Genomic DNA, 24,613 nt, shown 5'->3' with positions numbered 1-24,613 from the left:
ATAATTTATTTTATTTCAGTTTGTTCATGTATGACGGCTGTTGGCGCAGTATCGGCAACAATTTTTCCGTCTTCCAGTGTGATGACTCTTCGGGCTCGATTGATGACTCTTTGATCGTGTGTAGAAAAAACAAAAGTCATATTCTCTTCCTGATTGAGTTTCAACATTATGTTTAATAAATTTTCTGCGGAAACTGAATCGAGATTTGCCGTGGGTTCATCTGCCAAAATGAATTGGGGTTTTGGTGCCAATGCTCTCGCTACGGCTACACGTTGTTGTTGTCCGCCGGATAATTCCCGGGGACGTTTATTAATTTTATCTTCCAATCCTATTTCTTTCAGTAATTCCTGAACCCGTTGCTCCATTTCTTTTTTGGGACGCTTTTGCAATAGCATGATAAACTCAATGTTTTCTTTGGCGGTAAGCACCGGAATCAAATTATAGGATTGAAACACAAAACCAATATTATTCAGCCGAAAGTCAATTAGCTCATTGCCTTTCAGCTTCGTGATGTTGGTTCCGTTAATTTCGACAAAACCTTCAGAAGGAATATCCAAACCACCAATCATATTCAGTAAAGTGGTTTTTCCTGATCCGGAAGGGCCTTTGATTGCCGTAAATTCACCACGAGAAATATGAAGATGTACTTTGTTTAACGCATAAACCGGAATGGTTTTTTCATCGTATATTTTCGACAAATTGTGCGCATCTATTACTGTTTCTTGCATGGTAATTATTTTTTTAAAGATTCTGCCGGATTCAATTGTAATGCTCTTCTCGCCGGAAATAAAGCCGAAAATAGAGCGGTAAGCAAGACTAAAAGCATTATAATTACAAACTGCCTTGAAGTCAAATTGGGATAAATTATGGAACTGTAACCAAAACTCGAATAGACATCAGAGAAGCGGCTAAAGTCGATTCCAGTTTTCTGGGTAATCCCAATAGAAGCAAAGGCAAGCATTATGCCGAACGGACAACCCGCCAAAATCAGAAAAAAAGTTTCCAGTAGAATCATCATGAATATTTTAAATTTATTCATGCCCAAAGCCAGCAACATTCCTATTTCGCGTGTTCTTTCCAATACCGCCATCATCATCGTATTAACAATTCCAAAAGCCAACGCCAACAGAATAATTCCCATAAAAATAAAGACCATTTGGTCACCCACGGAAACTGTTAATCCCAGTTCCGGCGCTATTTCCCTCCAGTTTTTTATTTCTGTTCCGGGAAATTTTTGCTTCAGATGGGTTTGACTTTCGTCCAGTAATTTATTGGATTGCAGTAAAACGGCAATTTCATTGATGGCATTTGGAATTCCTGCCAGCGAATCAATATCGGTAATTTTCACAAAAACATTACTGTCGTCATAAGGCGTATTTGTGGTTTTGTAAAGGGCCGTAATTCGGAAAGCCGCTGATGCCAGATTGCCTTCCTTATCCTGAAAAGTCAGAATGGTTTTTTTGTTGAGGTTCAATTTTAGTTTTTTGCGGAGCTTTTCACTCAGGATGATTTCGTTTGTCTTTTGGGGATTGAAATAATTTCCTTTGATTATTTTTCCTTTAAGATTAGTGAGTTTTTGTTCCTCGGCGGGCATCACTCCGTTTATGGTGATACCGCTGCTTCCGGAGGCCGAAGCAATCATTCCTTTAATAATAATGCGTCCTGAAGCGGCTTTTATTTTGCTGTCTTTGTCAATGATTTCGAGTGTTTTTCTGCCTTTCGGCAAATAATACTTTATTTCGTACTCTTTTCTGAACTCGGGATGATGCAATTGAATATGGGATAATTCGCTTGTAATAGCTGTATTCACGCGTTGTTCAATCATGCCGTTATAAAATGCCATCATAAAAATACCCGCCCATAAACCAATGCTTACCGCTGTGATAATGGTTAGGCTTCGTTTTTTACTCCTCCAAATATTTCTGCTGGCTATTTTTGTCAACATGATGATTTCATTTTATTTTTTCATTGCTTTCACAGGATCTAAACCCCTTACATGCCAAAGCGGATACAAGCCAATAACTATTGCCATTGCCAAAACAATAAGGGATTGGGTTAGAAAAATGCTTTGGTCCACATCGGTAGGGAAGAGGGCTTCAAAACCAAATTGTTCATATACTTTGGCTATTTCTCCTCCAAAACGAATGGGTCTTTCTTTCAAATAAATTACTAATGGCAAGCTTAACAAAAAACCCAAAAGCACACCAAAAAAAGTAATAAGCAATGTTTCTCCCAGTAAAATCAGTTCTAATTTTGTTTTTTTCATCCCAATGGCAATCAGCATTCCAAATTCATATTTGCGTTCGGCAGTCATCATTAAAACCGTTCCAAAAAGTCCGAAGCCAATGATGAGGTATAAAATCCCCGAAAAGATGTAAAAGGAAAAACCGTCGGCCTTGATGTGATTGGCGATTTCCGGCATCATTTCCTGCCAAGGCATTACTTCATATTTTTCTCCAATAGCATTCTTTAGATTTTGTACAATTGCATCTGTGTTTTCCGGATTATCAATTCCCAATGAAACAGATGTGAGTCTGTTTTCGGCGCTCAAAAAATATTGGGCTGCAGCCAATGGCAAATACACAAAAGCATCATTCATAGCAGGCGAAGCCAAATGAACAATGCCTTTTATTTTGTATTTTCCGGCCGCCATAACACCATGAAAACCCTGACCAAAAAGTACAATGGTATCGTTGACGCTTACATCCAATCGTTTGGACAAACCTTCGGCAAGGAGAACTGCTTCTTCATTTTTTTCGAAATAAGTTCCTTTTATTAATTTGCTTTTCAATTGAGTCAAATTATTTTCTCTCACGGCATCAGTACCCACGAGCAGGCATCCTTTGGTTGTATTTCCTTTGGAGGCCAAAACAAAAGTTTCCAATCGAGGAACGATTGCTGTTATTTGGGGATTTTGTTGGAGTTGGACTGTTAAAGAATTTTCTAAAGCAAAGCTGTTGTCCAGAACCTGTTCGTCCCAATACCCGTTTTGGTGAATTTGGACATAACCAGAATAATAACCCACCACATTTTTAATTAAATTATTGAAAACTCCATTCTGAAAGGATTTCATCAAAACGGCAAATAAAACGGCAAACGCGATCGAAGCCATGGTAATTAGCGTACGTCGGCTGTTGCGCCAAAGATTTCTCCAGATTAATTTCAGAATCATTTTACTTTGGTTATGTTTTGGGTGGTAAAGAAAGAATCGTCCAGGGGGGTGTCAAAAATTAGTGAGTTGTATAGCAAGACGGTTTTGTTTCCTTTTTTGTTTGCAGGAACCATTTCCATTCTGGCGGGTAATAAGCGACCGCCCAATAGTTTTATATCGGTACAATGCATGGTGTTAATGAGGGCGCCGTCTTCATCAAAATATTCGACATGCAGCATCATGAAATCTTTTTTGTCAATATCCATAATGACTTTTCCCCAAACCACTGCCGATTTGGGTTTGGGTAGCAGTTGGATTTTATAACAAGATCTACCATCAATAACAACTTCTTTCAAAAAGGAATGATTGTAATCTTCCAGAATGGAGGCTTCTTTTACCAAATCATCGTTGGTAAAATCCGTTCCCATCCAACTCTGGCTCATCATCGAAGGTGGCATTTTGATGTTTCTTTCAATGGAAGGAATCCAGTTCCAAACTTCTTTTTTCCGTTTCAAAAATACCACGCCTTTTTCTTTGGCTGGAGCCAAAACCAATATCAAGCTCAAATCATTGCCTTTTGTCCAGACTTTTACACTCATTTCCCGTGACCAGCTGGGGCGTATGGTTTGAATAGTAATGCTGGCGACAGAAGTTTTTCCTTTGGCTTTTTCGTCTGCTTTTTTTACAATGTCTCTTGCCTCTTGAGAAAAAGCAAAAGGAATAATTGATAAATGAAAAAATAATAGAAAGAATATCTTTTTCATGCTATCTATTTTTAGTGGTTACGAAGCATTTATTCGATACTTTGTAGTACTCGCCTATTTATAGACAAGTAACCAAACCAGACCTAATGGTTTTGAGACGGGTTGTGTGATTTTCTTAATAATTGATAATTCAAAAACTTTAACAAATCCAAATAAGTGGAGTAGTGTATGAACTAAAACAAATATCAAAAATGCTGTTCTCATTTTACGTGTTTTATGTCTGTGGCTAATTCTTTTGTGAGACACTATAAACTTTTGTAAGTTGTCAAATATAAGAAGGTATATTTTGCAAAAAAGGATTCTTATTACCATCTCAAAGATAATTAAATATCCCTTTATATAATGTCAAAAAACATCATTATTTTAAGTAAATTCATTCATTTTCATGTGTTTATGTTTTTTAATGGTTTCTGTGCGAGATTTGAGGTTATGATTAAGAGACTTCGAAAATTGTCTGTTCGGTTAGTAGCGAATCTTTTTTGGATAACTAAAAAAGGAGGATTCTTCGTTTTTTATTAATCTCACGGATTATAAAATCCGTGAGATTTGTTTTTAGAAATATTTCCATTCCCAATTATTTTAAACTTTCTGCGAGCTTGTCAAAAGATTCGTTCCAGCTAGCATTGGTTAAATCGGTCATTTTACCTGATGGAATCCCCACATGAGTAAGAGTCATTTTTGTTTTAGCGTCATGCTCTTCAAATGTCACCGTTACCTGTAATTCTAACGGGAAACCTTCCATTCCATAATAAGTTGACGGAACTAGATTTCCTTTCTCATCTGCAAAGGAGTCCGTGTATACAATTTGCTCCATGGGAACAATTTCGGTAAAGGTTCCAGTACCCCAAAAATCCTGACCCTCAGGGGATCGCATACAGTAAAGATATTTGCCCCCAACTTTAAAATCGATTTTACAGAATGGACAAGTAAAATTTTTGGGTCCCCACCACTTCATGAATTTTTCAGGATCAGTCCAGGCTTTCCAAACAAGCGCTTGGGTTGCATTAAATTCTCTTATAATTAAGAGTTTTTGTTTGTTGGATTCAGTGGTCATTGTTGTCTGATTTTTTGTTTCCATTTTTACAGTTTTTAATTATTATACTTATATTATGTAGAGCATATAAAATTAGATAAAATTAATATAGTAGTCTGTTAATTAAATGTTTATGTGTATGTAAGAGGTAAGTATTCTAAAAATTAAGGAATATCTCTCAAGATTATAATTTGATGTTTTTATAGGGGTTGATTGTTTTTTTGTATTTATTTTAAGTGAAATCACGTGTCTGATTTTGTAATAAAAATTCTTTTCTAAGAAGAAGATTTTTGTTTTAAAAATTGTCAGATAGAAATTACCAATACGAATATATTTTTTGTAATTTTAATACTCAAAATTTTGGTATAAATATTTAAAAATCAAATTATTATGAAAAAATTATTTGTAATTATGGTAATTGCTATATCCTCTTTAGGAGTTGTAGCTCAAGAAAATAAAATGATGAAAATGAAAGACCATGTGATGATGAAAGATGGAAAAATGATGATGATGAAAGATGGTAAGATGATGATGATGGGCAAAGACATGATGATGACAAATGGCACTGTTGTTTCTCCAAACGGAATGGTGAAAATGAAAGGCGGCAAAACCATGATGATGAAAAACGGAGACATGATGGACATGAGTGGCATGATGATGGAGAAAGATCATGTAATGATGAAAGAGGGCAAAATGATGATGATGATGATGATGATGATGAAAAATGGCAAAATGATGAGGATGCATAAAGATATGACTATGACAAATGGTGCTGTTGTTTCTCCAAATGGAATGGTAAAAATGAAAGATGGTAAAACCATGATGATGAAAAATGGAGACAAAATGTATATGAACGGAATGATGAAAAAAAGAAAAATGGAAAAAAAGAGTAGTTATTAAAAAAGGAATAAAACGGAGTAACTATTCTTAGGAATAGAAAAGAGGTGTCCTTTATCAGATTTTAAAAGATAAATTCTTTTATAAAGACGCTTATTCACTTCCAATGGTGGCAATCCTAATTTGCCCACTGCCGATAATTATTTTTTTTCGGTGCTTATTTTAATCTTGTATGGAGGCGTAATAACCAAGTAATTATGAGTGATAACACCATTACCATTGGGTTAACAGGGGACGTGATGATAGGCAGAGGTGTCAATGCAACTATCAGCAATAACGGATATACCTATCCTTGGGGAAATGTGTTGCCGGTATTAAAAAATACGGATATCAATATCATTAACCTGGAAGCCGCACTGAGTAACAGTACTAAAAAATTTTTCAAGACCTTTAATTTTAAAGCAACTCCTGATAGAATTAAAACCCTGACAGTTGCCAATATAACAGTTGCCAACATCGCCAATAATCATATATTAGATTTTTCAGAAGAAGGGTTAATTGAAACCATTCAAACTCTAAATGCGGCTGGTATACTACATGCCGGCGCAGGAATGAATGAAAATGAAGCCGAAAAGCCAGTTATTCTCACTACCAAAAATAATACGCTGGGAGTGCTGGGTTTTACAGATAATGAACCTAGGTGGAAGGCTGGGATTTCTGCTTGTGGCGTTAATTATATTGATATTTCTAATGAAAATGACTGCAATAAGGCATTGACGGCTATAGCGAAATTGCGTAAAGAAACAGACATTGTTATTGTCAGTATTCACTGGGGACCTAATATGAATGAGGAGCCTGAAAGGCATTTCGTTGATTTTGCGCATGCGATGATTGATCACGGGGCAGCAATTATTCATGGCCATAGTGCACATAATTTCCAAGGCATAGAAGTATACAACCATAAATTGATTCTGTATGATACAGGAGATTTTGTCGATGATTACGCAGTTGACCCTTATTTAAAAAATGACCATTCCTTTTTCTTTAAGGTGGAAGTTTCTAAACAGCGAATTGAAAAGATAGTACTCATTCCAGTTTTGATTTCAAAGTATCAGGTGAATCTTGCCATAGGTGAAGATTACAAATGGTGTATCCGGCGCATGCAACAGTTGTCTGCAAAATTTGGAACAAAACTGAGCGATAAAGGCGAAGTGTTATTATTTTAAAACCATTAAAACGAAAGCGTTTTATATTTTTAAAGTATTAGGGGATTATTAGAACGTTTCATTTTTAGCAATTACTTGAAGTTATTGGGTTTAGTACTTAATTTTATTCGGAGAATGGACTTCAAATTTGCACAAAACTTTTCTACCAAGCACTGGACCGCCATTTTTGAATAGGTGTTGTTATGCGTTTGCCCTTATTTCATCCGATTTGGGATAATTAAATACTATTTTATATCAAAATTCACCTCCCATTTATTTCTTAACTAAAGTCAATGAGACAACAGTTTACGACAAGTAATTTTGCCTAGTAGAATTAGTAGAAGACAATCTATTAAAAAGTAATTAAAATAAATGAATTTTAAAATTGGCAAAATGAAAGCAATTGTGTACACAAAATACGGCCCGCCAGAGGTTCTTGCTCTTAAAGATGTAGAAAAACCAATGCCTAAAGAGAATGAAATTCTGATACGAATTCTTGCAACCGCAGTAAACTCAGGGGACTGGAGACTACGTAAAGCGGACCCGTTTGCATTAAGATTGTTCTTTGGTTTAACGAAACCCAAAACGAATATTCTAGGAGGGGTTCTTTCAGGTGAAATTGAAGCAATAGGCAAAGATGTAAAACGCTTTAAGGTTGGTAGTCCAGTTTTTGGTACTACAGGAATGAGTTTTGGTGCTTATGCGGAATATAAATGTTTGCCAGAAAATGGTGTTTTGGCATTAAAACCCAATAATATATCCCATATGGAGGCCGCAGTTATTCCATTTGGAGGAACAACAGCACTGCATTTTCTTAAAAAAGCGAATATTCAGCGTGGACAAAAAGTTCTTATCTACGGTGCATCAGGAGCTGTAGGAACTGCTGCAGTACAACTTGCAAAGTATTTTGGAGCGAATGTTACAGGAGTCTGTAGTACATTGAATATTGAAATGGTAAAATCTTTGGGAGCAGATAACGTAATAGATTACACCAAAGAAGATTTTACTCAAAACGGTGAAACTTACGATGTAATTTTTGATACGGTAAATAAGATTTCTTTTTACTGTAGCTTAAAGTCTCTCATTAAAAGTGGCATCTTGATTTTAAGTGCAGCTGGAATGTCTGAGATGTTTCAAGGGATATGGACTTCAATGACCAGTACCAAGAAAGTGCTGACAGGTGTAATCAGTGAAAAAGCTGAAGATATGATTTTTCTTAAAGAACTTATTGAGGCTGGCAAACTAAAATCGGTCATTGATAGAACTTATCCTTTAGAACAGATTGCCATAGCACACACTTATGTTGAGAAAGGACACAAAAAAGGAAATGTAGCAATAGTATTGACCGACAAGTAATACCGATACTAAGTTGACAAGGTCTGGTTTATTTTTTCAAAGTAACTCTTTTTTTAATTCTACTTAATGATTCAGGTTTAATCCCAAGATAACTTGCTATTTGATATTGTGGTATTATTTGAAATAAATCGGGTCTTGATTTTAATAATTTTATATAGCGTTGTTCTGGTGAGTCTGTAGTATAAGACGCCATTATTTCCTGTTGTTCTGCAAATATTTTTTCCATTACTTTTCTCGAAATCGTTTCAAGTTTCGGGAATCGTTTATACAAATCTTCTTCTTTTTCTCTATTGCCAACTACCAAAACAGTGTCTATACAACACGCCATATAATGGGTCGAAGGACTATTTTTACTAAAGCTATTTAAAGAAATTACCCATTGTTCTTCAGTAAAAAAAATGTTGGTTTTTTCTTCTCCGTCAACTAAAAAATATTGCCGAACACAGCCTTCTAAAACAAAATATGCTTCTGTCGATATTTGCCCTTCTTTTAGCAAAATAGTTCCCTTTTTGAACTGTTGAATGTTCATAGTTTCAGCAATGGCCTCTGATTCTTCATCTGAAAGTATCATAATTTCGGAAAAATATTTTATTAGTTTGTTGTGCATTTTCGTTTTTTTAAGTTGCCGCATAAAGTCCCTGAGGCTTTGTCTGGGTTTTGGGATTAAATTTAGATTTATTTTTCGGATAAACACTTTTAATTCAAATACAAGACCGACTTTAAAATTAAGCCTAAAAACCAAATCTGGCGAAACCGATATTAGCTGTTAAACCCGAAGAACTCATGATTTAAAAGTAAGACTCGTTTGAAACTAAACCATAAAAAAAGCCTGCACTAGGCAGGCTTTAGATCTGAAAAACAGTAAATGATTACTGATCCTTAATCAAAATTACTTTTTAATATTTACAATTAAATCTGCTTCTGAGCATTAAAATTGATGTTAGATTGAGCAATTTCGTTCAAAGCAGCATCCGCCTTTTTCTGTTCATTTAGAGTCATGGCGAGCAAATTTGCGGCTTTGTTTTCACCAAGATTTTCTGCAAATGAATGTAAAGCATCATAGGTAGCAATTTCATATTGTTTTAACTTTTGTCCAGCGGCAATAATTCCAGCATCACGCATGGCACCTATTTCGGTCTTTGCTATTATGCCCTTACTCTCTTCTATTAATCCTTCTATAGCTTCACTTTTTTTTGCAACGGCTTTGATACCCTTAGATTCAAATATTTCTTCCAAGCGGGAAACATGTTCTTTCGTTTCAGTCAAATGATTTTGTAAGGTGTTGGCTAATTCCGGTGATGAAGCATTTTTCACCATATTCGGCAAGGTTTTAATCAATGCTTTTTCTGCTGAGTAAATGTCTTTCAACCCAACTTCAAATAAGTCTCTTAAATTATATGCTTCTTCTGATTTTACTTCCGCAACTTCTTTAGCTTCTTGTTTTCTATATGTAGTTCCCATAACAATTATTTTAATTTTTTGAGTGGTATAAAATTTTATCTAATATCTTAATAAATTAATAATTTTATTTCGGGTGTAATTTACAATTTATACACTCCGGTTTATATATTGTAAATTTAGTTAAATTATGAACTAAGTAAATGTTAATTAACTAATTATAAATACGAATAGTATGATTTAACTAAAAATTTAGATTGCAATTACATAATTAGATTTTGAGGTTTTTAGTGAGATTTGTTTCGTTTGATTGCTATCGGGAGTTGAGTAAGATTAAGGGGGGAACTGCCAGTGGCTGTCAGGTATTTTATTTGCGTGAGGGATAGCAGTGAAAATCCTCCCGATTTTTCTTCGGGAGATTACTTCACCTAGTCGTTATTTTTAATAGGTGTTCAGTGAACTTCGTTTGCAACGAATAGCCCGACCCGCTTTTTCAGCGGGTCACGCCCAAATTCTGAATTTTAGAAGGTTGATTTGATTCAAAAAGCGCTTTGGAAACCCTTGCTAAATGTGAATTCCCAAATCTTAATTAAATTTTTAAATTATGTAATTATCTAATTTTCAAATTAACCTATCTTTGCCGTCCCGAACGGTCGGGAGAAAAACGTGTTTATGAAATAAGCTATGATAAATGTTAATGGAGAAAAAGATTTTATTGGCGAATTGCATCTGACCGAAAAAAAACAATAAAAGAAACAGATGAATTTTGATTTATTAAAAAAAGATCCGCAGTCCAAAGCCAGAGCGGGAACTGTTACCACTGATCACGGTGTGATTGAAACCCCAATTTTTATGCCTGTTGGTACCGTTGGTTCCGTAAAAGGCGTGCATCAACGAGAATTGAAAGACGATATAAACCCAGATATTATCTTGGGAAATACCTACCATTTATACTTGCGACCACAAACCGAAATCCTCGAGAAAGCGGGTGGTTTGCATAAATTCATGAACTGGGATCGCAATATTTTGACGGATTCCGGTGGCTACCAAGTGTATTCCCTTTCGGCCAACCGAAAAATTAAGGAGGAAGGCGTGAAGTTCAAATCGCATATTGACGGTTCGTACCACTTTTTTACGCCGGAGAATGTGATGGAAATTCAGCGTACCATTGGTGCCGATATTATCATGGCTTTTGACGAGTGCACGCCTTATCCTTGTGATTATCGCTATGCACAACGCTCGATGCACATGACGCACCGTTGGCTGGATCGCTGCATCAATCATTTAGATTCGCAGCCTTTTAAATACGGTTACGAACAAACCTTTTTTCCAATTGTTCAAGGAAGTACGTACAAAGATTTACGAAGACAATCTGCAGAATATATTGCGAATTCAGGTCAGCAGGGAAATGCCATTGGCGGACTTTCAGTAGGGGAACCTGCCGAGGAAATGTATGCGATGACTGAAGTAGTTTGTGAAATTTTACCCGAAGACAAGCCGCGATACCTAATGGGCGTGGGAACTCCGATAAATATTCTCGAAAATATTGCTCTTGGAATTGACATGTTCGACTGTGTGATGCCTACGCGTAATGCCAGAAACGGAATGTTGTTTACAGCGAATGGTTCAATCAATATCAAAAACAAAAAGTGGGAAGATGATTTTTCGCCTATTGACGAAATGGGTATCACTTACGTTGATACGGAATATACTAAAGCGTATTTGCGTCACCTTTTTGCCGCCAATGAATACCTGGGAAAACAAATTGCCACAATCCATAATCTTGGTTTTTACATGTGGTTGGTTCGTGAGGCCAGAAAACATATCTTAGCAGGCGATTTTAGACCTTGGAAAGAAATGATGGTGAAGAATATGAGCCAACGTTTGTAAAAAAAATGTTTAAAGTTTAAGGTTTAATGTTGCATAACTAACTTTAAACTTTTAAACTTTAAACCTTAAACTTTTTTAAATGACAATAATTGACAAGTACATCCTAAAAAGATATTTAGCCACTTTTGTGGTTATGTTGTTGATGTTTATACCTATTGGGATTATTATTGATGTTTCGGAGAAGATTAATAAAATGATAGAGAACAAAGTTCCATTCGTGGAAATTGCTGCCTATTATTATAATTTCACGATTTATTTTGCCAATTCCTTATTCCCGATTTTTTTATTTTTATCCATTATTTGGTTTACCTCAAAATTAGCCAATAACACGGAGATTATCGCCATTTTGAGTTCGGGTATTTCTTTCACCCGATTTTTGAGACCTTACATTATTGGGGCTTCCATTATTTCTGTTTTTGTTTTATTGATGGGATTCTTTGTCGTTCCCGCTGCCAGCGAAGGTTTTAATAACTTTAGATATACATACCTGAAGACGGGAGGAAAAGAGGCTATGCGGGGAGATAACACGGATGTATACCGACAAATTAGCGATAATGAATTTATCTATGTAAACAGCTTTAATACTTTATCAAAGACTGCTTTTAATTTTTCATTGGAAAAGTTCAATAAAGAGAAACTGGAGTATAAAATTACGGCAAGCAGAATCAAATGGAATCCAAAGGATAAAACCTATACCATGTATGATTATACCAAAAGAACGGTAGGGGAATTTGGCGACAAAATTGAAAAAGCACCTCAAAAAGATGCCCGTTTTAGGTTTGATCTGGAGGATTTAACCCCTGTGGTATATATTGCTGAAACATTGAGTTTGAATAAGCTGATTAAGTTTATTGACAAGGAAAAAAAACGGGGTTCGTCTAATATCAATGTGTATTTAGTGGTGCTGTATAAAAAATTCAGTGTTCCGGTTTCGGCATTTATTCTTACCATAATTGCGGTTTCGGTTTCATCCATGAAACGAAGAGGCGGAATGGGAATCAACTTGGCGATAGGAATTGCATTAGCTTTTGCCTTTGTCTTCTTTGATAAAATTTTTGGCGTATTGGCCGAAAAATCAAGTATTCCTCCCATGTTGGCAGTTTGGTTGCCCAATGTTGCTTTTGGGGTATTAGCCATTTATTTATTACGAAATGCAAAACGATAAATTGCAGCCTTATTTAAACCTGCATCTGATTGTTTTTATTTGGGGTTTTACCGCTATTTTAGGCGCTTTAATCACCATAACAGCCGATGCTTTGGTTTGGTACCGCATGTTTTTTGCAAGCGTTTTTTTATCGCTGTTTATTGTATTCAAAAGAAAATCATTTAGAATCCCTTTAAAATCATTCTTAAAATTAATTTTTGTAGGGTTATTAATCGCGCTGCATTGGATCACTTTTTTCAAAGCGATTCATGTTTCCAATGTTTCCATTACACTTTCGGTTTTCTCTTTGGGCGCTTTTTTTGCATCGCTGCTGGAACCTATTTTTTACGGCAGAAAAGTACTTTGGTATGAAGTGTTTTTTGGGCTCATTATTATCGCTGGATTGGCATTGATCATGAAAGTGGAGGTCAATTATTTGGAAGGTATGTTATACGCTTTGGTGTCCATAATATTAGGGGTTTTGTTTACGCTGATGAACGGAAAACTGATAGAAAATCACGATCCTTCCGTGATATCATTTTATGAATTCATGGCAGGTGTATTCTTTATTACAGTTTACTTTTTATTTCAGCAAAAATTCACGTTAGATTTCTTTGTTTTGACTTTCAATAATTGGGTTTTAATTTTGATTTTAGCTTCTATTTGCACCGCTTATGCCTTTACTGCTTCGGTGAAAGTCATGCAAAAACTGACGCCCTATACCGTAATGCTGACGACTAATCTAGAGCCGGTTTATGGGATTGTTTTGGCCTATTTTATCCTTGGTGGAAAAGAAAAAATGAGCTTTGAATTCTATATCGGAGCCGTTATAATTGTGATCACAGTAATCCTAAACGGTGTGATTAAACACTATCAAAAGGACAAAATAGAATAAGTTCTCAAAGTTTGATGAAGCAAACTTTTGCACATAAATATGAAATTTACCTTTTTGAACGATTTAAAATTTTATCTTTGCCGTTCCAAATAAAAATAAAACGCAGAAATCCTATGGAATATTTAGATTTTGAGCTTCCAATAAAAGAACTAGAAGAACAGTTAGATAAATGTCTGGTTATTGGTCAGGAATCAGATGTTGATGTGACGAATACTTGCAAACAAATCAACAAAAAACTAGAAGAGACCAAAAGACATATTTATAAAAATTTGACCGCTTGGCAACGCGTACAACTATCAAGACATCCTAGTCGTCCTTATACAATGGATCATGTACGTGCTTTATGTGGGGATACTTTTCTAGAACTTTTTGGGGATAGAGGTTTTAAAGATGATAAAGCCATGATTGGTGGTTTAGGAAAAATTGACGGACAATCTTTTATGATTGTTGGTCAACAAAAAGGATTCAACACGAAGACACGTCAGTTTCGTAATTTTGGAATGCCAAATCCTGAAGGATACAGAAAAGCATTGCGATTGATGAAAATGGCCGAGAAATTTGGTATTCCAGTATTGACTTTAGTTGATACTCCGGGTGCTTATCCGGGACTTGAAGCCGAAGAACGAGGACAAGGCGAGGCTATTGCCAGAAACATCATCGAAATGATTCGTCTAAAAGTGCCAATTATTACTGTAATTGTTGGTGAGGGAGCTTCTGGTGGAGCATTAGGAATAGGTGTTGGTGACAAGGTATATATGATGGAAAACACTTGGTATTCTGTTATTTCTCCTGAATCATGCTCTTCTATTTTATGGAAAAGCTGGGAATATAAAGAACAAGCTGCCGAAGCATTGAAATTGACTTCTGCTGACATGAAAAAACAAAAATTAGTGGATGATATTATCCCTGAACCATTAGGTGGAGCGCACTACGATAGAGAGACTGCTTTCAAAACGGTGGAGCAATATATTATGAAAGGATTTAATGAATTGAAAGACTTATCAACAGAACAATTAGTTGCTCAAAGAATGGACAAATACAGTAAAATGGGTGAATATAAAGAGTAAAATCTTACAATTTGATATTTAATCCGAAGCCTTACAGTTTCGGATTTTTTTATGGTTATAAACAAAAAATAGTTACTTATGAACAATTATTTGTAACAACTCAATGACAATATTTTTTTAATTTTTGTTACTTTCGCTCTATGGAAAACTTCAGAAATATTAATCCTGTGAAGGTTGATAAAACTACTATAATAAGCCTTGAAAAAGGAAAATTGCAACCGCAGGTTCTCGATTTAGAAGAGGCTGTGCTTGGTGCCATGATGATTGATAAAAAAGGGGTAGATGATGTAATTGATATTTTACAGCCCGATGCTTTTTATAAAGATGCTCACAAACATATTTTTGAGGCTATCGTTCAGTTGTTTACAGAAACACAGCCTATTGACTTATTAACCGTTTCTGCACAACTTAAGAAAAATGCAAAATTAGATTTGGCAGGAGGCGATTTTTACTTAATTCAGCTTACGCAAAAGATATCGTCTTCTGCGCACATTGAATTTCATTCCAGGATTATCCTTCAGAAATTTATTCAACGCAGTTTGATTCGTATATCTACTGAAATTATTGAAGATTCTTACGATGAAACAACGGATGTTTTTGATTTGTTGGATAGAGCCGAATCTAAATTGTACGAAGTGACACAAGGGAACATAAAACGAAGTTCCGAAACGGCGCAGAGTTTAGTGTTGCAGGCCAAAAAAAGAATCGAGGAAATTGCCGGTCAGGAAGGATTGAGTGGTGTAGCGACTGGATTTGATAAATTAGATAAGATTACTTCGGGTTGGCAACCAAGTGATTTAATTATTATAGCGGCAAGGCCAGCAATGGGTAAAACGGCATTTGTATTATCGATGGCACGAAATATGGCAATTGATTTCGGAATGCCAGTTGCCTTATTTTCTCTGGAGATGGCATCAGTTCAGTTGATAACCCGTTTGATTTCTTCCGAAACAGGTTTGTCATCGGAGAAATTGCGTACTGGAAAACTGGAAAAACACGAATGGGAACAATTGAGTACCAAAGTTAAAAATTTAGAAAAAGCCCCACTGTTTATTGATGATACGCCTTCACTATCTATTTTTGATTTAAGAGCAAAAGCGAGACGTTTGGTTTCGCAACATGGCATAAGAATTATTATTGTCGATTACTTGCAATTGATGACTGCTGGTGGAAACGGAAAAGGAGGAGGAAATAGAGAGCAGGAGATTTCTACGATTTCTCGAAATTTAAAAGCATTAGCCAAGGAATTAAATGTTCCTGTTATTGCACTTTCTCAATTGTCCCGTGCGGTTGAAACCCGTGGTTCCAGTAAAAGACCTTTGCTTTCTGACCTTCGTGAATCGGGTGCGATTGAACAAGATGCTGATATTGTATCGTTTCTATATCGTCCCGAATATTACAAAATTGACGAATGGGATGATGATGAAGCCTCACCAACTGCAGGCCAGGCAGAAATAATGATAGCTAAACACCGTAATGGTAGTATAGAAAACGTTCGGTTGAAGTTTATTGGACATCTAGGAAAGTTTGATAATTTAGAAGATCATAGCGGAAGTTATGATGATTTACCATCAAGTATGAACCAAGATGACAATCCTTTTATTACTAAAAATTTGCCATCAGCCAATGAAGCTTTTGGTAGTAATTTGAATGACCTGGACGATGACAGTGATGTTCCGTTCTAAAATATAAATTTAAAATCCGCTGCTTATAGTTAGTTACCGTCTGGACACAAATATTTAGAGGAAATTTTAGCCACGAATTTCACTAATTTTCACGAATTAATTCATAAAAATTAGTGAAATTCGTGGCTAACTTTTTTATAATATCATAAAATCTGTATGAATCTTTTCAATCGATGTTATCTGTGTCCTTTTTAAACTTGTATCCAGACGGTACTTTTTTAGTAGTTTTTTTTATGATTTTCATCACTTAAAAACTGTTATCTTTGGAATAAAAACGGCAATGTCTTTTAGAAAGTCACTCTATATTCTACTAATTTTTATTTCCTTTTCGGCGAAAGCCTCTTTTATTTTGTTGCCAATGGATGAAACTACGCAGCAAAATCATTTGAAGGCCTATGGAATTACGTATTGGTGTTTGGATAAAAAGTACAAAGCAAGTTGGTTGCTTAATTATCGAGGCGGTTCTTTTTTACTGCCTGATGCTGAAGAAATACGTAAAGAATGCCAGATTAGGGGTGTGAGTTTTGAAATCCTTTCTGATAGTGAAGAAGCTAGGATTTTGGATGAAATTTCGAGTCCTTCTCAAAATATGGAAACGATAGTGCTTGAAAAAGCGCCAAAAGTTGCCGTTTACACCCCTAAAGGAAAACAGCCTTGGGATGATGCGGTGACGTTGGTTTTGACTTACGCCGAAATTCCTTTTACACCAATTTATGATGATGAAGTTTTAAGTGACCAATTATTACTTTACGATTGGCTGCATTTGCATCATGAAGATTTTACGGGTCAATACGGTAAATTTTATGGAGCATACAAAAATGTTCCTTGGTACATTGAACAAAAGAAAGATGCCGAAGCATTGGCAACCAAATTAGGATATTCGAAAGTATCTCAAGAAAAGGGAGCTGTTGCCAAAAAAATCAGGGACTTCGTTATTGGAGGTGGCTTTATGTTTGCGATGTGTTCCGCAACGGATAGTTTTGATATTGCTTTAGCAGCAGATGGAGTAGATATTTGCGAAGCCATGTTTGATGGAGATGCGAGTGATCCTAATTACCAATCAAAAATGAATTACAATAATTCGTTTGCTTTCAAAGATTTTATTTTAGAAAGAAGAGCGGAGCAATATGAATTTTCGGATATTGATATGACTACGAAAAGAAGAATTCCGATGGACAAGGATTATTTTACCTTAATGGAATTTTCGGCAAAATGGGATCCAATCCCGAGTATGCTATGTCAAAACCACACACAATTGGTAAAAGGATTCATGGGACAGACCACTTCTTTTGATGTATCTTTAGTAAAATCGAATGTTTTGGTTATGGGAAACTGTGAACTTAATGGCGAAGTACGTTACATTCATGGCGAAAAAGGGAAAGGAATGTTCACTTTTTATGGTGGTCACGATCCTGAAGATTTCCAGCATCAAGTGGGAGATACGCCAACAGTTCTGGATTTACATCCCAATTCACCAGGTTATAGGCTGATTTTGAATAATGTGTTATTTCCTGCAGCTAAGAAGAAAAAACAAAAGACCTAATATTAAAAATATTAAAAATTTCATTAAACTCTTTAGATGAACTACGAAACCATTTTGCACGAGATTTATCAAGAATCAAAAACACTTCCTATTATTGGTAATGTTTCTATATCAATACCCGAATTAACAAAAGTTGACCCGGATAAATTTGGGATTCATTTGATAAGTATTGAAGGCGAGGACTTTGGAATTGGAGATAGCAACGAAAAATTTTCTATTCAAAGTGTTTCTAAAGTTTTGACTGTAGCTTTGGCATTTTCATTCTTGGATGAAAGGATTTGGGAACGAGTAGGAGTAGAACCTTCAGGTAGTGCATTTAATTCATTAGTACAATTGGAATATGAAAAGGGCATTCCACGAAATCCATTTATCAATGCAGGAGCAATTGTTATTGCAGATATGCTTGTGACCCATTTGGAAAATCCTAAACAAGATTTTTTGGATTTTATACGAATGATTTCAGGAAGTCCAACTATTGATTTTAATTTAAAAGTAGCACAATCTGAGAAAGACACTCGGTTTAGAAATGCCGCATTAGCTAATTTTTTAAAGTCATTTGGGAATATTACAAATGATGTAGAAACGGTTTTGGATTTTTATTTCCATCAGTGTTCCATAGAAATGACGTGTAAGGAATTAGCTCATTCCTTTTTCTTTCTTGCCAATGAAGGAAAAACTATATCAGGAATACAAGTTTTAACTAAAAGTCAAGTAAAACGATTGAATGCCTTAATGCAAACATGCGGTTTTTATGATGAGTCAGGTGAATATACTTATAAAGTAGGATTGCCGGGAAAAAGTGGAATAGGTGGGGGAATTGCAGCTTTATATCCTAAAAACTTTGTTGTTTCTACATGGAGCCCACGACTTAATGAAAAAGGAAATTCAGATTTGGGGATGAATGCCTTGGAATTATTGACGACTAAGACTGGAATGTCGATTTTTTAGAAAAAACAGAAAAAACCTCGAAAGTTTTTGCTTCCGAGGTTAATATTTTATGACTATCCGTAATGCGGACTAAAATCATTTCGAATACAATTTTCGTCGTTTGTACATTTATAAAGCATAAATATTAGCCCACAGATTGTACAGATTATACCGATTTACACGGATTTTTTTACTTGGTGAATCAAACTGTTATTTAAATCTGTGCAAAATCCGTTCAATCCGTGTTATCTGTGTGCCATATTTTATCCTTTGGAACATATTGCGGACTGTCATATAATATTTAATGTAATTTCAAATCCTAATCCGTGTCAACTTTTTCAGGACTAGACAATTAATAATGGTATTTACAAGTAATTATTATCAGATCTTCTTCTTTTATGGTGTAAACCAAACGATGTTCGGAGTCTATTCTTCTTGACCAATACCCTTGAAGTTCGTGTTTTAAAGGTTCCGGATTTCCGATTCCTTCAAAAGGAGTTCTCGTTGTAGATTTTATTAACTCATTAATTCTTTTGAGTTTTGATTTATCTGTTTTTTGCCAATAGAGATAATCATCCCAAGCTTGTGAATGCCAAATTATTTTCATTCTTCAATCAATTCTTTTTGGAATGTTTTTTTATTTTTTACGTCTTCGACCGCTTTCAGTAATATTTCTCTGTTTTTTCCTGATAAAAGATAATTGGTCTCTTTTAAAGAATTATACTCATCAAGCGAAATTAAAACCAAATCTTTATTGTCTTTTCTTTTTACGATGATTTCTTCCATATCATCAATAACACTATCCATCCATTTTTTTAGATTTAGACGTAAATCGGTATAGTTTATTACTTTCATTTTAATTTATTTTAAAACAAAATTACAAAAAAATAACTCAATCAAGTACTTAATTGAGTTGTTTTTAAGTTTATTGTATTTAAAGCTAGACAGTTCCGTGTTCGTTTTCTTTATCTAAATATTCTTGTACAATATCGATAGCATTAGTAACCACATCGCTTAATGCAGTGATGAAGCTTCCTTCTTCGGCACAATTAATAGCGTGTTTAATCGCTTCAGTTTCTTTAGGAATAATTTCATAAGTAACTATTTTACCTGAATTTTTAATTCCTTCGAGTATTAAATCAATAATTTCGTCTTCGGTTCTTCCTCTCAGGTATTTTTCTTGTCGAATGATAATGTGGTCGAACATTCGGGCTGCTATAAAAGCACATTCTTTAATATCTTCGTCACGGCGATCACCAACACCTGCAATAATTCCAATTTTCTTAGTAGCATCGACACTTTGCAAATATTCTTCCACACCTTTGTAACCGGATGGATTATGAGCAAAATCAATCAATACTTTAAATTTTTTAAACTCAAAAATATTCATACGACCCGGAGTTTGTGCCGCACTTGGAATAAAAGTCTGTAATGACAAACTAATATCTTCTGTTTTAAAACCCCATAAATAACTCGCTAAAGTTGCCGCAAGTACATTGGCAATCATGAATTTTGCTTTTCCTCCCAACGTTAAAGGAACGTGAGTGGCGCGTTCGATTCGGATTTTCCATTCCCCTTTTTTGATGGTAATAAACCCGTTTTCATATACTGCAACCGTTTTTCCTTCAGCGCAAAGTTTTTTAATGAAATCACTGTCTTCACTCAAACTAAAATAAGCGACATTGCAATTTAGATCTTGACCTATTTTTACACAATGTTCATCGTCTCCATTCAAAACAGCCCAACCGTCTTTCTTGATGCTTTTTACCACTGTGGCTTTAACTCTTGCCAAATCATCTAAGGAGTGAATATCACTTAAACCCAAATGGTCTTCCTGAATATTGGTAATAATTCCAATATCGCAACGGCTGAATCCCAAACCAGAACGAAGGATTCCACCTCGAGCCGTTTCTAAAACGGCGAATTCCACCGTTGGATCTCTCAAAACATATTCGGCACTGATTGGTCCCGTTGTATCTCCTTTTTCCATCATGTGATTTTGAATATAAATTCCATCCGATGTGGTGAATCCTACTTTGAAACCATTATTTTTTACAATATGTGCCAAAAGGCGGGTAGTGGTGGTTTTGCCATTGGTTCCCGTCACAGCAATTATAGGAATACGAAAGGATTTACCCGGAGGATATAACATGTCAATAACCGGCGAAGCTACGTTTCTAGGTAATCCTTCAGAAGGAGCAAGGTGCATTCTAAAACCCGGAGCCGCATTGACTTCCAGAATTACACCGCCATTTTCTTTTAAAGGTTGTGTTAAATTCTCAGCCATGATATCAACACCACAAATGTCTAATCCAATTACCCTTGAAATTCTTTCGGCAAGAAAAATGTTTTCAGGGTGCATCATATCGGTAACATCTACAGAAGTTCCGCCAGTACTTAAATTTGCTGTAGATTTTAGAAATACAATTTCGCCAATTCTCGGAATGGTTTCCAATGTGTAGCCTAGTTTTTCCAATAAGTCTTCGGTATCTCTATCGACATCTATTTGGGTTAACACATTTTCATGACCATAACCTCTTCTAGGATCCAGATTGGTTGTGTCAATTAATTGCTGAATAGTGTCTTTTCCATTTCCTATTATGTGAGCAGGAACTCGTTTTGCAGCAGCAACTAATTTATTATCGATGACTAATATCCTAAAGTCGAAACCGGTAATGAATTTTTCTACGATGACACGTTTGCCATATTCTTGTGCAAAAGCCAACCCTGAAACGGCGTCTTCCCAATTGGTAACATTAATAGATGCACCTTTTCCATGATTTCCACCCAATGGTTTTAGCACAATAGGATATCCAATTTTTTTAATGGTTTCGGACAAACTCTCTTCGTCTACACAAATGCTTCCATTGGCAACAGGAATCGAGGCCATATCCAACATTTTTTTGGTTTGCTCTTTATTACAGGCGATATCTACTGCAATACTGCTGGTTTTACAGGTAATTGTTGCTTGGAAACGCATTTGATTGATACCATATCCTAGTTGAACTAAGGAATTTGTTCCAAGTCTTATCCAAGGAATATTTCTGGAAACGGCTTCTTCTACAATACTTCCGGTACTTGGTCCTAGTCGTACACGTTCCCGTATTTCACGCATTTTTTGTAAGTCGGCATTTAAATCGTAATCAGTTCCGGCAATTAATGCTTCGGCAATAGCAACAGATGATTCTGCAGCAAAAAGACCAACATTTTCTTCGGTATAACTAAAGACTACATTATAAGTACCTGGAGTTTTGGTTTCTCTGGTTCTACCAAAGCCGGTTTCCATTCCTGCCAAAGATTGTATCTCAAGAGCAATATGTTCAATTACATGTCCCATCCAAGTACCGCGTTCCACTCTGGAAAAAAATCCGCCACGACAACCTTCAGAACAGCGATGCTCAATCATTGTAGGGAACATAGCTTCAATTCGTTCTCTAAATCCTTCTATTTTATTAGTTGGAAATTGTTCCATTTCCTCCAAATCCAACCGCATTTGAATTAATTTTTTTCTTTGGATGCTCCAAATATTGGGGCCACGAAGGGCTTGTACTTTAATTATTTTCATAAAACGGAAATGTTATTTTTTGAACTAAAAAATGGATATGTAATGAATTGATTTTAAAACTAATATATTCTAACTTTGAAAAAAAAGATTGTTTTAGGTGGTGGTGTTTTTAAAAAAAAGTATAGAATTCAACTAATATAGTTTTTTAAAAAGAGGAATCAAAATTTATTTCCTCAAAAATAAACAATAATTATTCAGTTTGTTATAATTTAAAAAAAAAGACTACTTCAATGGCTTTTTTTATCTTTTTGGTTATTTTTACAAAATGAATATACTAGGAAAACTAATAATAATAGGAGGTGCGGTAGATAAAGGAAGTTTTACTGAAACCGATTTGGATAAAAATGCAACTAGCAATTTAAACTTTTTTGAAACTGGAATTTTAAAAAGGATACTAAACGAATCAAAACACAAAGAGAATTCACGAATAGAAGTCATTACAACGGCTTCAATCATTCCACGAGAAATTGGACCTGAATATGTTAAAGCATTTGAGTATTTGAATGCCAAAAATGTTGATATACTTACTATCGAAAGACGCGAGCAAGCTGCCGATGAAGCTGTTTTGGCCCGATTAAAAGCAGCAGATATTGTTATGTTTACCGGAGGTGATCAATTGCGATTGACTTCCATTCTTGGTGGAACACCATTTCACGATATTTTATTGGATAAATACCATAACGAAGAATTTATTTATGCCGGTACTTCTGCCGGAGCTGCGGCAGCTTCCAATAATATGATTTATCAGGGCAGTAGTTCTGAAGCCTTGTTGAAAGGCGAAGTGAAAATTTCAAGCGGATTGGGTTTAATAGATGGTGTTATTATCGATACTCATTTTGTACAACGCGGTAGAATTGGCAGACTTTTTCAAGCCGTTGTTGGTAATCCCAGAGTACTGGGAATAGGGCTTGGAGAAGATACGGGATTGTTGATTACCAATAATACCCAAATGGAAGCTATTGGTTCCGGATTGGTTATTTTGGTTGATGGTCGTGAAATAAAAGATACTAATTTGACGAAAGTAGAATTAGGACAACCGATATCAATTTCACATTTGGTAACACATGTCATGAGCAAATTTGACACCTATAATCTAGAAACGCATTTAATGCATATACAATCTTCACATTACTTGTAATTCAGGTTTCGGGTAATTGGTTTTAGTCTTTAGTCCAACACCCAACACCCAACACCCAACACCCATAACATGAAACTAATCATACACGGCGGTTTTTTCTCTGAATCATCTACCAATCACGAAACAAAAGTTGCCAAGCAAAATGCACTAGAACGAATAGTGAAAGATTCCTATGCATTTTTAAAAAACCATTCGGCATTAGAAACTGTTGTTTATGCAGTTTCCCTTTTGGAAGATAATGAATTGTTTAATGCAGGAATTGGTTCTCAAATACAAAGTGACGGAAAAATAAGAATGAGTGCTGCAATTATGGATGGTGAAACTCAGAAAATGAGTGGTGTTATCAATATTGAAGAAGTGAAGAATCCAGTTCAGGTGGCCCAAATATTGATGGAATTTGACGATAGAGTTTTAGGCGGAAGTGGAGCAACTAATTTTGCACGGCAACACGGTTTCGAATCTTTTTCAACCGAGATTCCGCAACGACGAGCTGAATATGAAGCGAAACTGAAATCACTAAGAACAGGAACGGTGGGTTGTGTGGCTTTCGATCAAAACGGAAAAATTGCCGTGGCTACTTCAACAGGCGGAAAAGGTTTTGAAATTCCGGGACGCATTTCTGATTCTGCAACTGTAGCAGGAAATTATGCCAATGCATTTTGCGGTGTGAGTTTAACTGGAGTGGGCGAGGATATTGTAAGTAATGCAACAGCTGCCAAAATTGTCACTCGTGTTACCGATGGATTTACTTTGCAAGAAGCCTTTACTAAAACGTTCAACGAATTAAAACCTTATGATGGTTTTGCAGGCGCAATTGCTATTGATAATCAAGGGAATATGTTTCATCAAGATTCTCATCCCAGTATGGTTTTTGCCAGTTTTGATGGGGATAATTTTGAAGTTTTTGAATGATTTATTGGCACACGGATAACACGGATTGAACAGGTTTACGCTGATTATATCCATTAAGTTTTTTTGTGCAAATATGGATTGTTTTAGACACGGATTACATAAA

At 35.5% G+C, this 24,613-nt stretch carries 22 protein-coding genes; 12 read left to right on the top strand and 10 right to left on the bottom strand.

Translation table 11 applies throughout. From position 1 onward, the window contains the following. Positions 1-5: 5 nt before the first annotated feature. The 5 genes from ACNO7W_RS10020 to ACNO7W_RS10000 all read right to left on the bottom strand — a co-directional run bounded on the left by ACNO7W_RS10020 (position 6) and on the right by ACNO7W_RS10000 (position 4,993). Positions 6-728, bottom strand: a complete 723-nt coding sequence (locus tag ACNO7W_RS10020) for an ABC transporter ATP-binding protein (protein ID WP_143388628.1) — start codon at positions 726-728, stop codon at positions 6-8. 5 nt (positions 729-733) lie between these two features. Beyond that, positions 734-1,945 (bottom strand): ABC transporter permease, encoded by a 1,212-nt coding sequence (locus ACNO7W_RS10015; protein ID WP_143388629.1) that lies wholly within the window; start codon positions 1,943-1,945, stop codon positions 734-736. A gap of 12 nt (positions 1,946-1,957) precedes the next feature. After that, positions 1,958-3,172, bottom strand: a complete 1,215-nt coding sequence (locus ACNO7W_RS10010) for an ABC transporter permease (protein WP_417938029.1) — start codon at positions 3,170-3,172, stop codon at positions 1,958-1,960. After that, positions 3,169-3,915: an outer membrane lipoprotein-sorting protein gene (locus tag ACNO7W_RS10005; RefSeq protein WP_417938028.1), complete on the bottom strand. Its 747-nt coding sequence runs from the start codon at positions 3,913-3,915 to the stop codon at positions 3,169-3,171. The genes ACNO7W_RS10010 and ACNO7W_RS10005 overlap by 4 nt, the downstream gene beginning before the upstream one ends. A 574-nt stretch (positions 3,916-4,489) precedes the next feature. Beyond that, positions 4,490-4,993 (bottom strand): SRPBCC family protein, encoded by a 504-nt coding sequence (locus ACNO7W_RS10000; protein ID WP_218043734.1) that lies wholly within the window; start codon positions 4,991-4,993, stop codon positions 4,490-4,492. Between the two features lie 345 nt (positions 4,994-5,338). On the opposite strand from ACNO7W_RS10000, the gene ACNO7W_RS09995 reads away from it, so the two are divergent. From ACNO7W_RS09995 to ACNO7W_RS09985, 3 genes are all read left to right on the top strand, one after another. After that, on the top strand, positions 5,339-5,848 hold the full coding sequence (locus tag ACNO7W_RS09995; protein WP_417938027.1) for a DUF6799 domain-containing protein: 510 nt from the start codon (positions 5,339-5,341) through the stop codon (positions 5,846-5,848). 194 nt (positions 5,849-6,042) lie between these two features. After that, entirely contained in the window at positions 6,043-7,011 is a 969-nt protein-coding gene (locus tag ACNO7W_RS09990; protein ID WP_417938026.1) for a CapA family protein, read from the top strand. Between the two features lie 372 nt (positions 7,012-7,383). Continuing rightward, entirely contained in the window at positions 7,384-8,346 is a 963-nt protein-coding gene (locus ACNO7W_RS09985; RefSeq protein WP_143388633.1) for an NAD(P)-dependent alcohol dehydrogenase, read from the top strand. 28 nt (positions 8,347-8,374) lie between these two features. Here the strand turns inward: ACNO7W_RS09985 and ACNO7W_RS09980 are convergent, their stop codons facing one another. Beyond that, complete coding sequence (locus tag ACNO7W_RS09980; RefSeq protein WP_417938025.1) at positions 8,375-8,953, bottom strand: Crp/Fnr family transcriptional regulator; 579 nt, start codon at positions 8,951-8,953, stop codon at positions 8,375-8,377. A 302-nt stretch (positions 8,954-9,255) separates the two neighbouring features. Then, positions 9,256-9,807: a ferritin-like domain-containing protein gene (locus ACNO7W_RS09975; RefSeq protein WP_143388635.1), complete on the bottom strand. Its 552-nt coding sequence runs from the start codon at positions 9,805-9,807 to the stop codon at positions 9,256-9,258. Between the two features lie 696 nt (positions 9,808-10,503). Between ACNO7W_RS09975 and tgt the strand changes: the two genes are divergently transcribed. From tgt to ACNO7W_RS09940, 7 genes are all read left to right on the top strand, one after another. Further along, on the top strand, positions 10,504-11,634 hold the full coding sequence (gene tgt / locus ACNO7W_RS09970; protein WP_143388636.1) for a tRNA guanosine(34) transglycosylase Tgt: 1,131 nt from the start codon (positions 10,504-10,506) through the stop codon (positions 11,632-11,634). A 79-nt stretch (positions 11,635-11,713) separates the two neighbouring features. Continuing rightward, positions 11,714-12,799 carry an LptF/LptG family permease gene (locus tag ACNO7W_RS09965; protein WP_144064981.1) on the top strand — a complete coding sequence of 362 codons (1,086 nt, stop codon included), beginning with the start codon at positions 11,714-11,716 and terminating at the stop codon, positions 12,797-12,799. Beyond that, entirely contained in the window at positions 12,786-13,673 is an 888-nt protein-coding gene (locus ACNO7W_RS09960; RefSeq protein WP_143388638.1) for a DMT family transporter, read from the top strand. Before ACNO7W_RS09965 ends, ACNO7W_RS09960 begins: the two co-directional genes overlap by 14 nt. Before the next feature lie 113 nt (positions 13,674-13,786). Beyond that, positions 13,787-14,740, top strand: coding sequence for an acetyl-CoA carboxylase carboxyltransferase subunit alpha (locus tag ACNO7W_RS09955; protein WP_143388644.1), 954 nt, complete (start codon positions 13,787-13,789; stop codon positions 14,738-14,740). 140 nt (positions 14,741-14,880) lie between these two features. Beyond that, positions 14,881-16,425 (top strand): replicative DNA helicase, encoded by a 1,545-nt coding sequence (dnaB, locus tag ACNO7W_RS09950; RefSeq protein ID WP_143388639.1) that lies wholly within the window; start codon positions 14,881-14,883, stop codon positions 16,423-16,425. A gap of 280 nt (positions 16,426-16,705) precedes the next feature. After that, the gene (locus ACNO7W_RS09945; RefSeq protein ID WP_417938024.1) at positions 16,706-17,968 is read left to right on the top strand and encodes an asparagine synthetase B; all 1,263 of its coding nucleotides are present in this window, start codon (positions 16,706-16,708) and stop codon (positions 17,966-17,968) included. A 36-nt stretch (positions 17,969-18,004) separates the two neighbouring features. Beyond that, positions 18,005-18,916 carry a glutaminase gene (locus ACNO7W_RS09940; RefSeq protein WP_417938023.1) on the top strand — a complete coding sequence of 304 codons (912 nt, stop codon included), beginning with the start codon at positions 18,005-18,007 and terminating at the stop codon, positions 18,914-18,916. A 331-nt stretch (positions 18,917-19,247) separates the two neighbouring features. Here the strand turns inward: ACNO7W_RS09940 and ACNO7W_RS09935 are convergent, their stop codons facing one another. The 3 genes from ACNO7W_RS09935 to cphA all read right to left on the bottom strand — a co-directional run bounded on the left by ACNO7W_RS09935 (position 19,248) and on the right by cphA (position 22,460). Continuing rightward, entirely contained in the window at positions 19,248-19,502 is a 255-nt protein-coding gene (locus tag ACNO7W_RS09935; RefSeq protein ID WP_143388784.1) for a Txe/YoeB family addiction module toxin, read from the bottom strand. Then, positions 19,499-19,750: a type II toxin-antitoxin system Phd/YefM family antitoxin gene (locus tag ACNO7W_RS09930; protein ID WP_143388783.1), complete on the bottom strand. Its 252-nt coding sequence runs from the start codon at positions 19,748-19,750 to the stop codon at positions 19,499-19,501. Before ACNO7W_RS09930 ends, ACNO7W_RS09935 begins: the two co-directional genes overlap by 4 nt. An 85-nt stretch (positions 19,751-19,835) precedes the next feature. Further along, positions 19,836-22,460 (bottom strand): cyanophycin synthetase, encoded by a 2,625-nt coding sequence (gene cphA / locus ACNO7W_RS09925; protein ID WP_417938022.1) that lies wholly within the window; start codon positions 22,458-22,460, stop codon positions 19,836-19,838. A gap of 265 nt (positions 22,461-22,725) precedes the next feature. Between cphA and ACNO7W_RS09920 the strand changes: the two genes are divergently transcribed. Both ACNO7W_RS09920 and ACNO7W_RS09915 read left to right on the top strand, forming a co-directional pair. Next, complete coding sequence (locus ACNO7W_RS09920; RefSeq protein ID WP_143388781.1) at positions 22,726-23,598, top strand: cyanophycinase; 873 nt, start codon at positions 22,726-22,728, stop codon at positions 23,596-23,598. A 69-nt stretch (positions 23,599-23,667) separates the two neighbouring features. Next, on the top strand, positions 23,668-24,510 hold the full coding sequence (locus tag ACNO7W_RS09915; protein WP_417938021.1) for an isoaspartyl peptidase/L-asparaginase: 843 nt from the start codon (positions 23,668-23,670) through the stop codon (positions 24,508-24,510). Positions 24,511-24,613: the final 103 nt, after the last annotated feature.

This window comes from Flavobacterium sp. ZB4R12 (assembly GCF_048276375.1).
GTDB lineage: Bacteria > Bacteroidota > Bacteroidia > Flavobacteriales > Flavobacteriaceae > Flavobacterium > Flavobacterium gawalongense.
The sequence above is the reverse complement of the archived record's forward strand: the minus strand, read 5'-3'. Positions and strand labels throughout refer to the sequence as shown.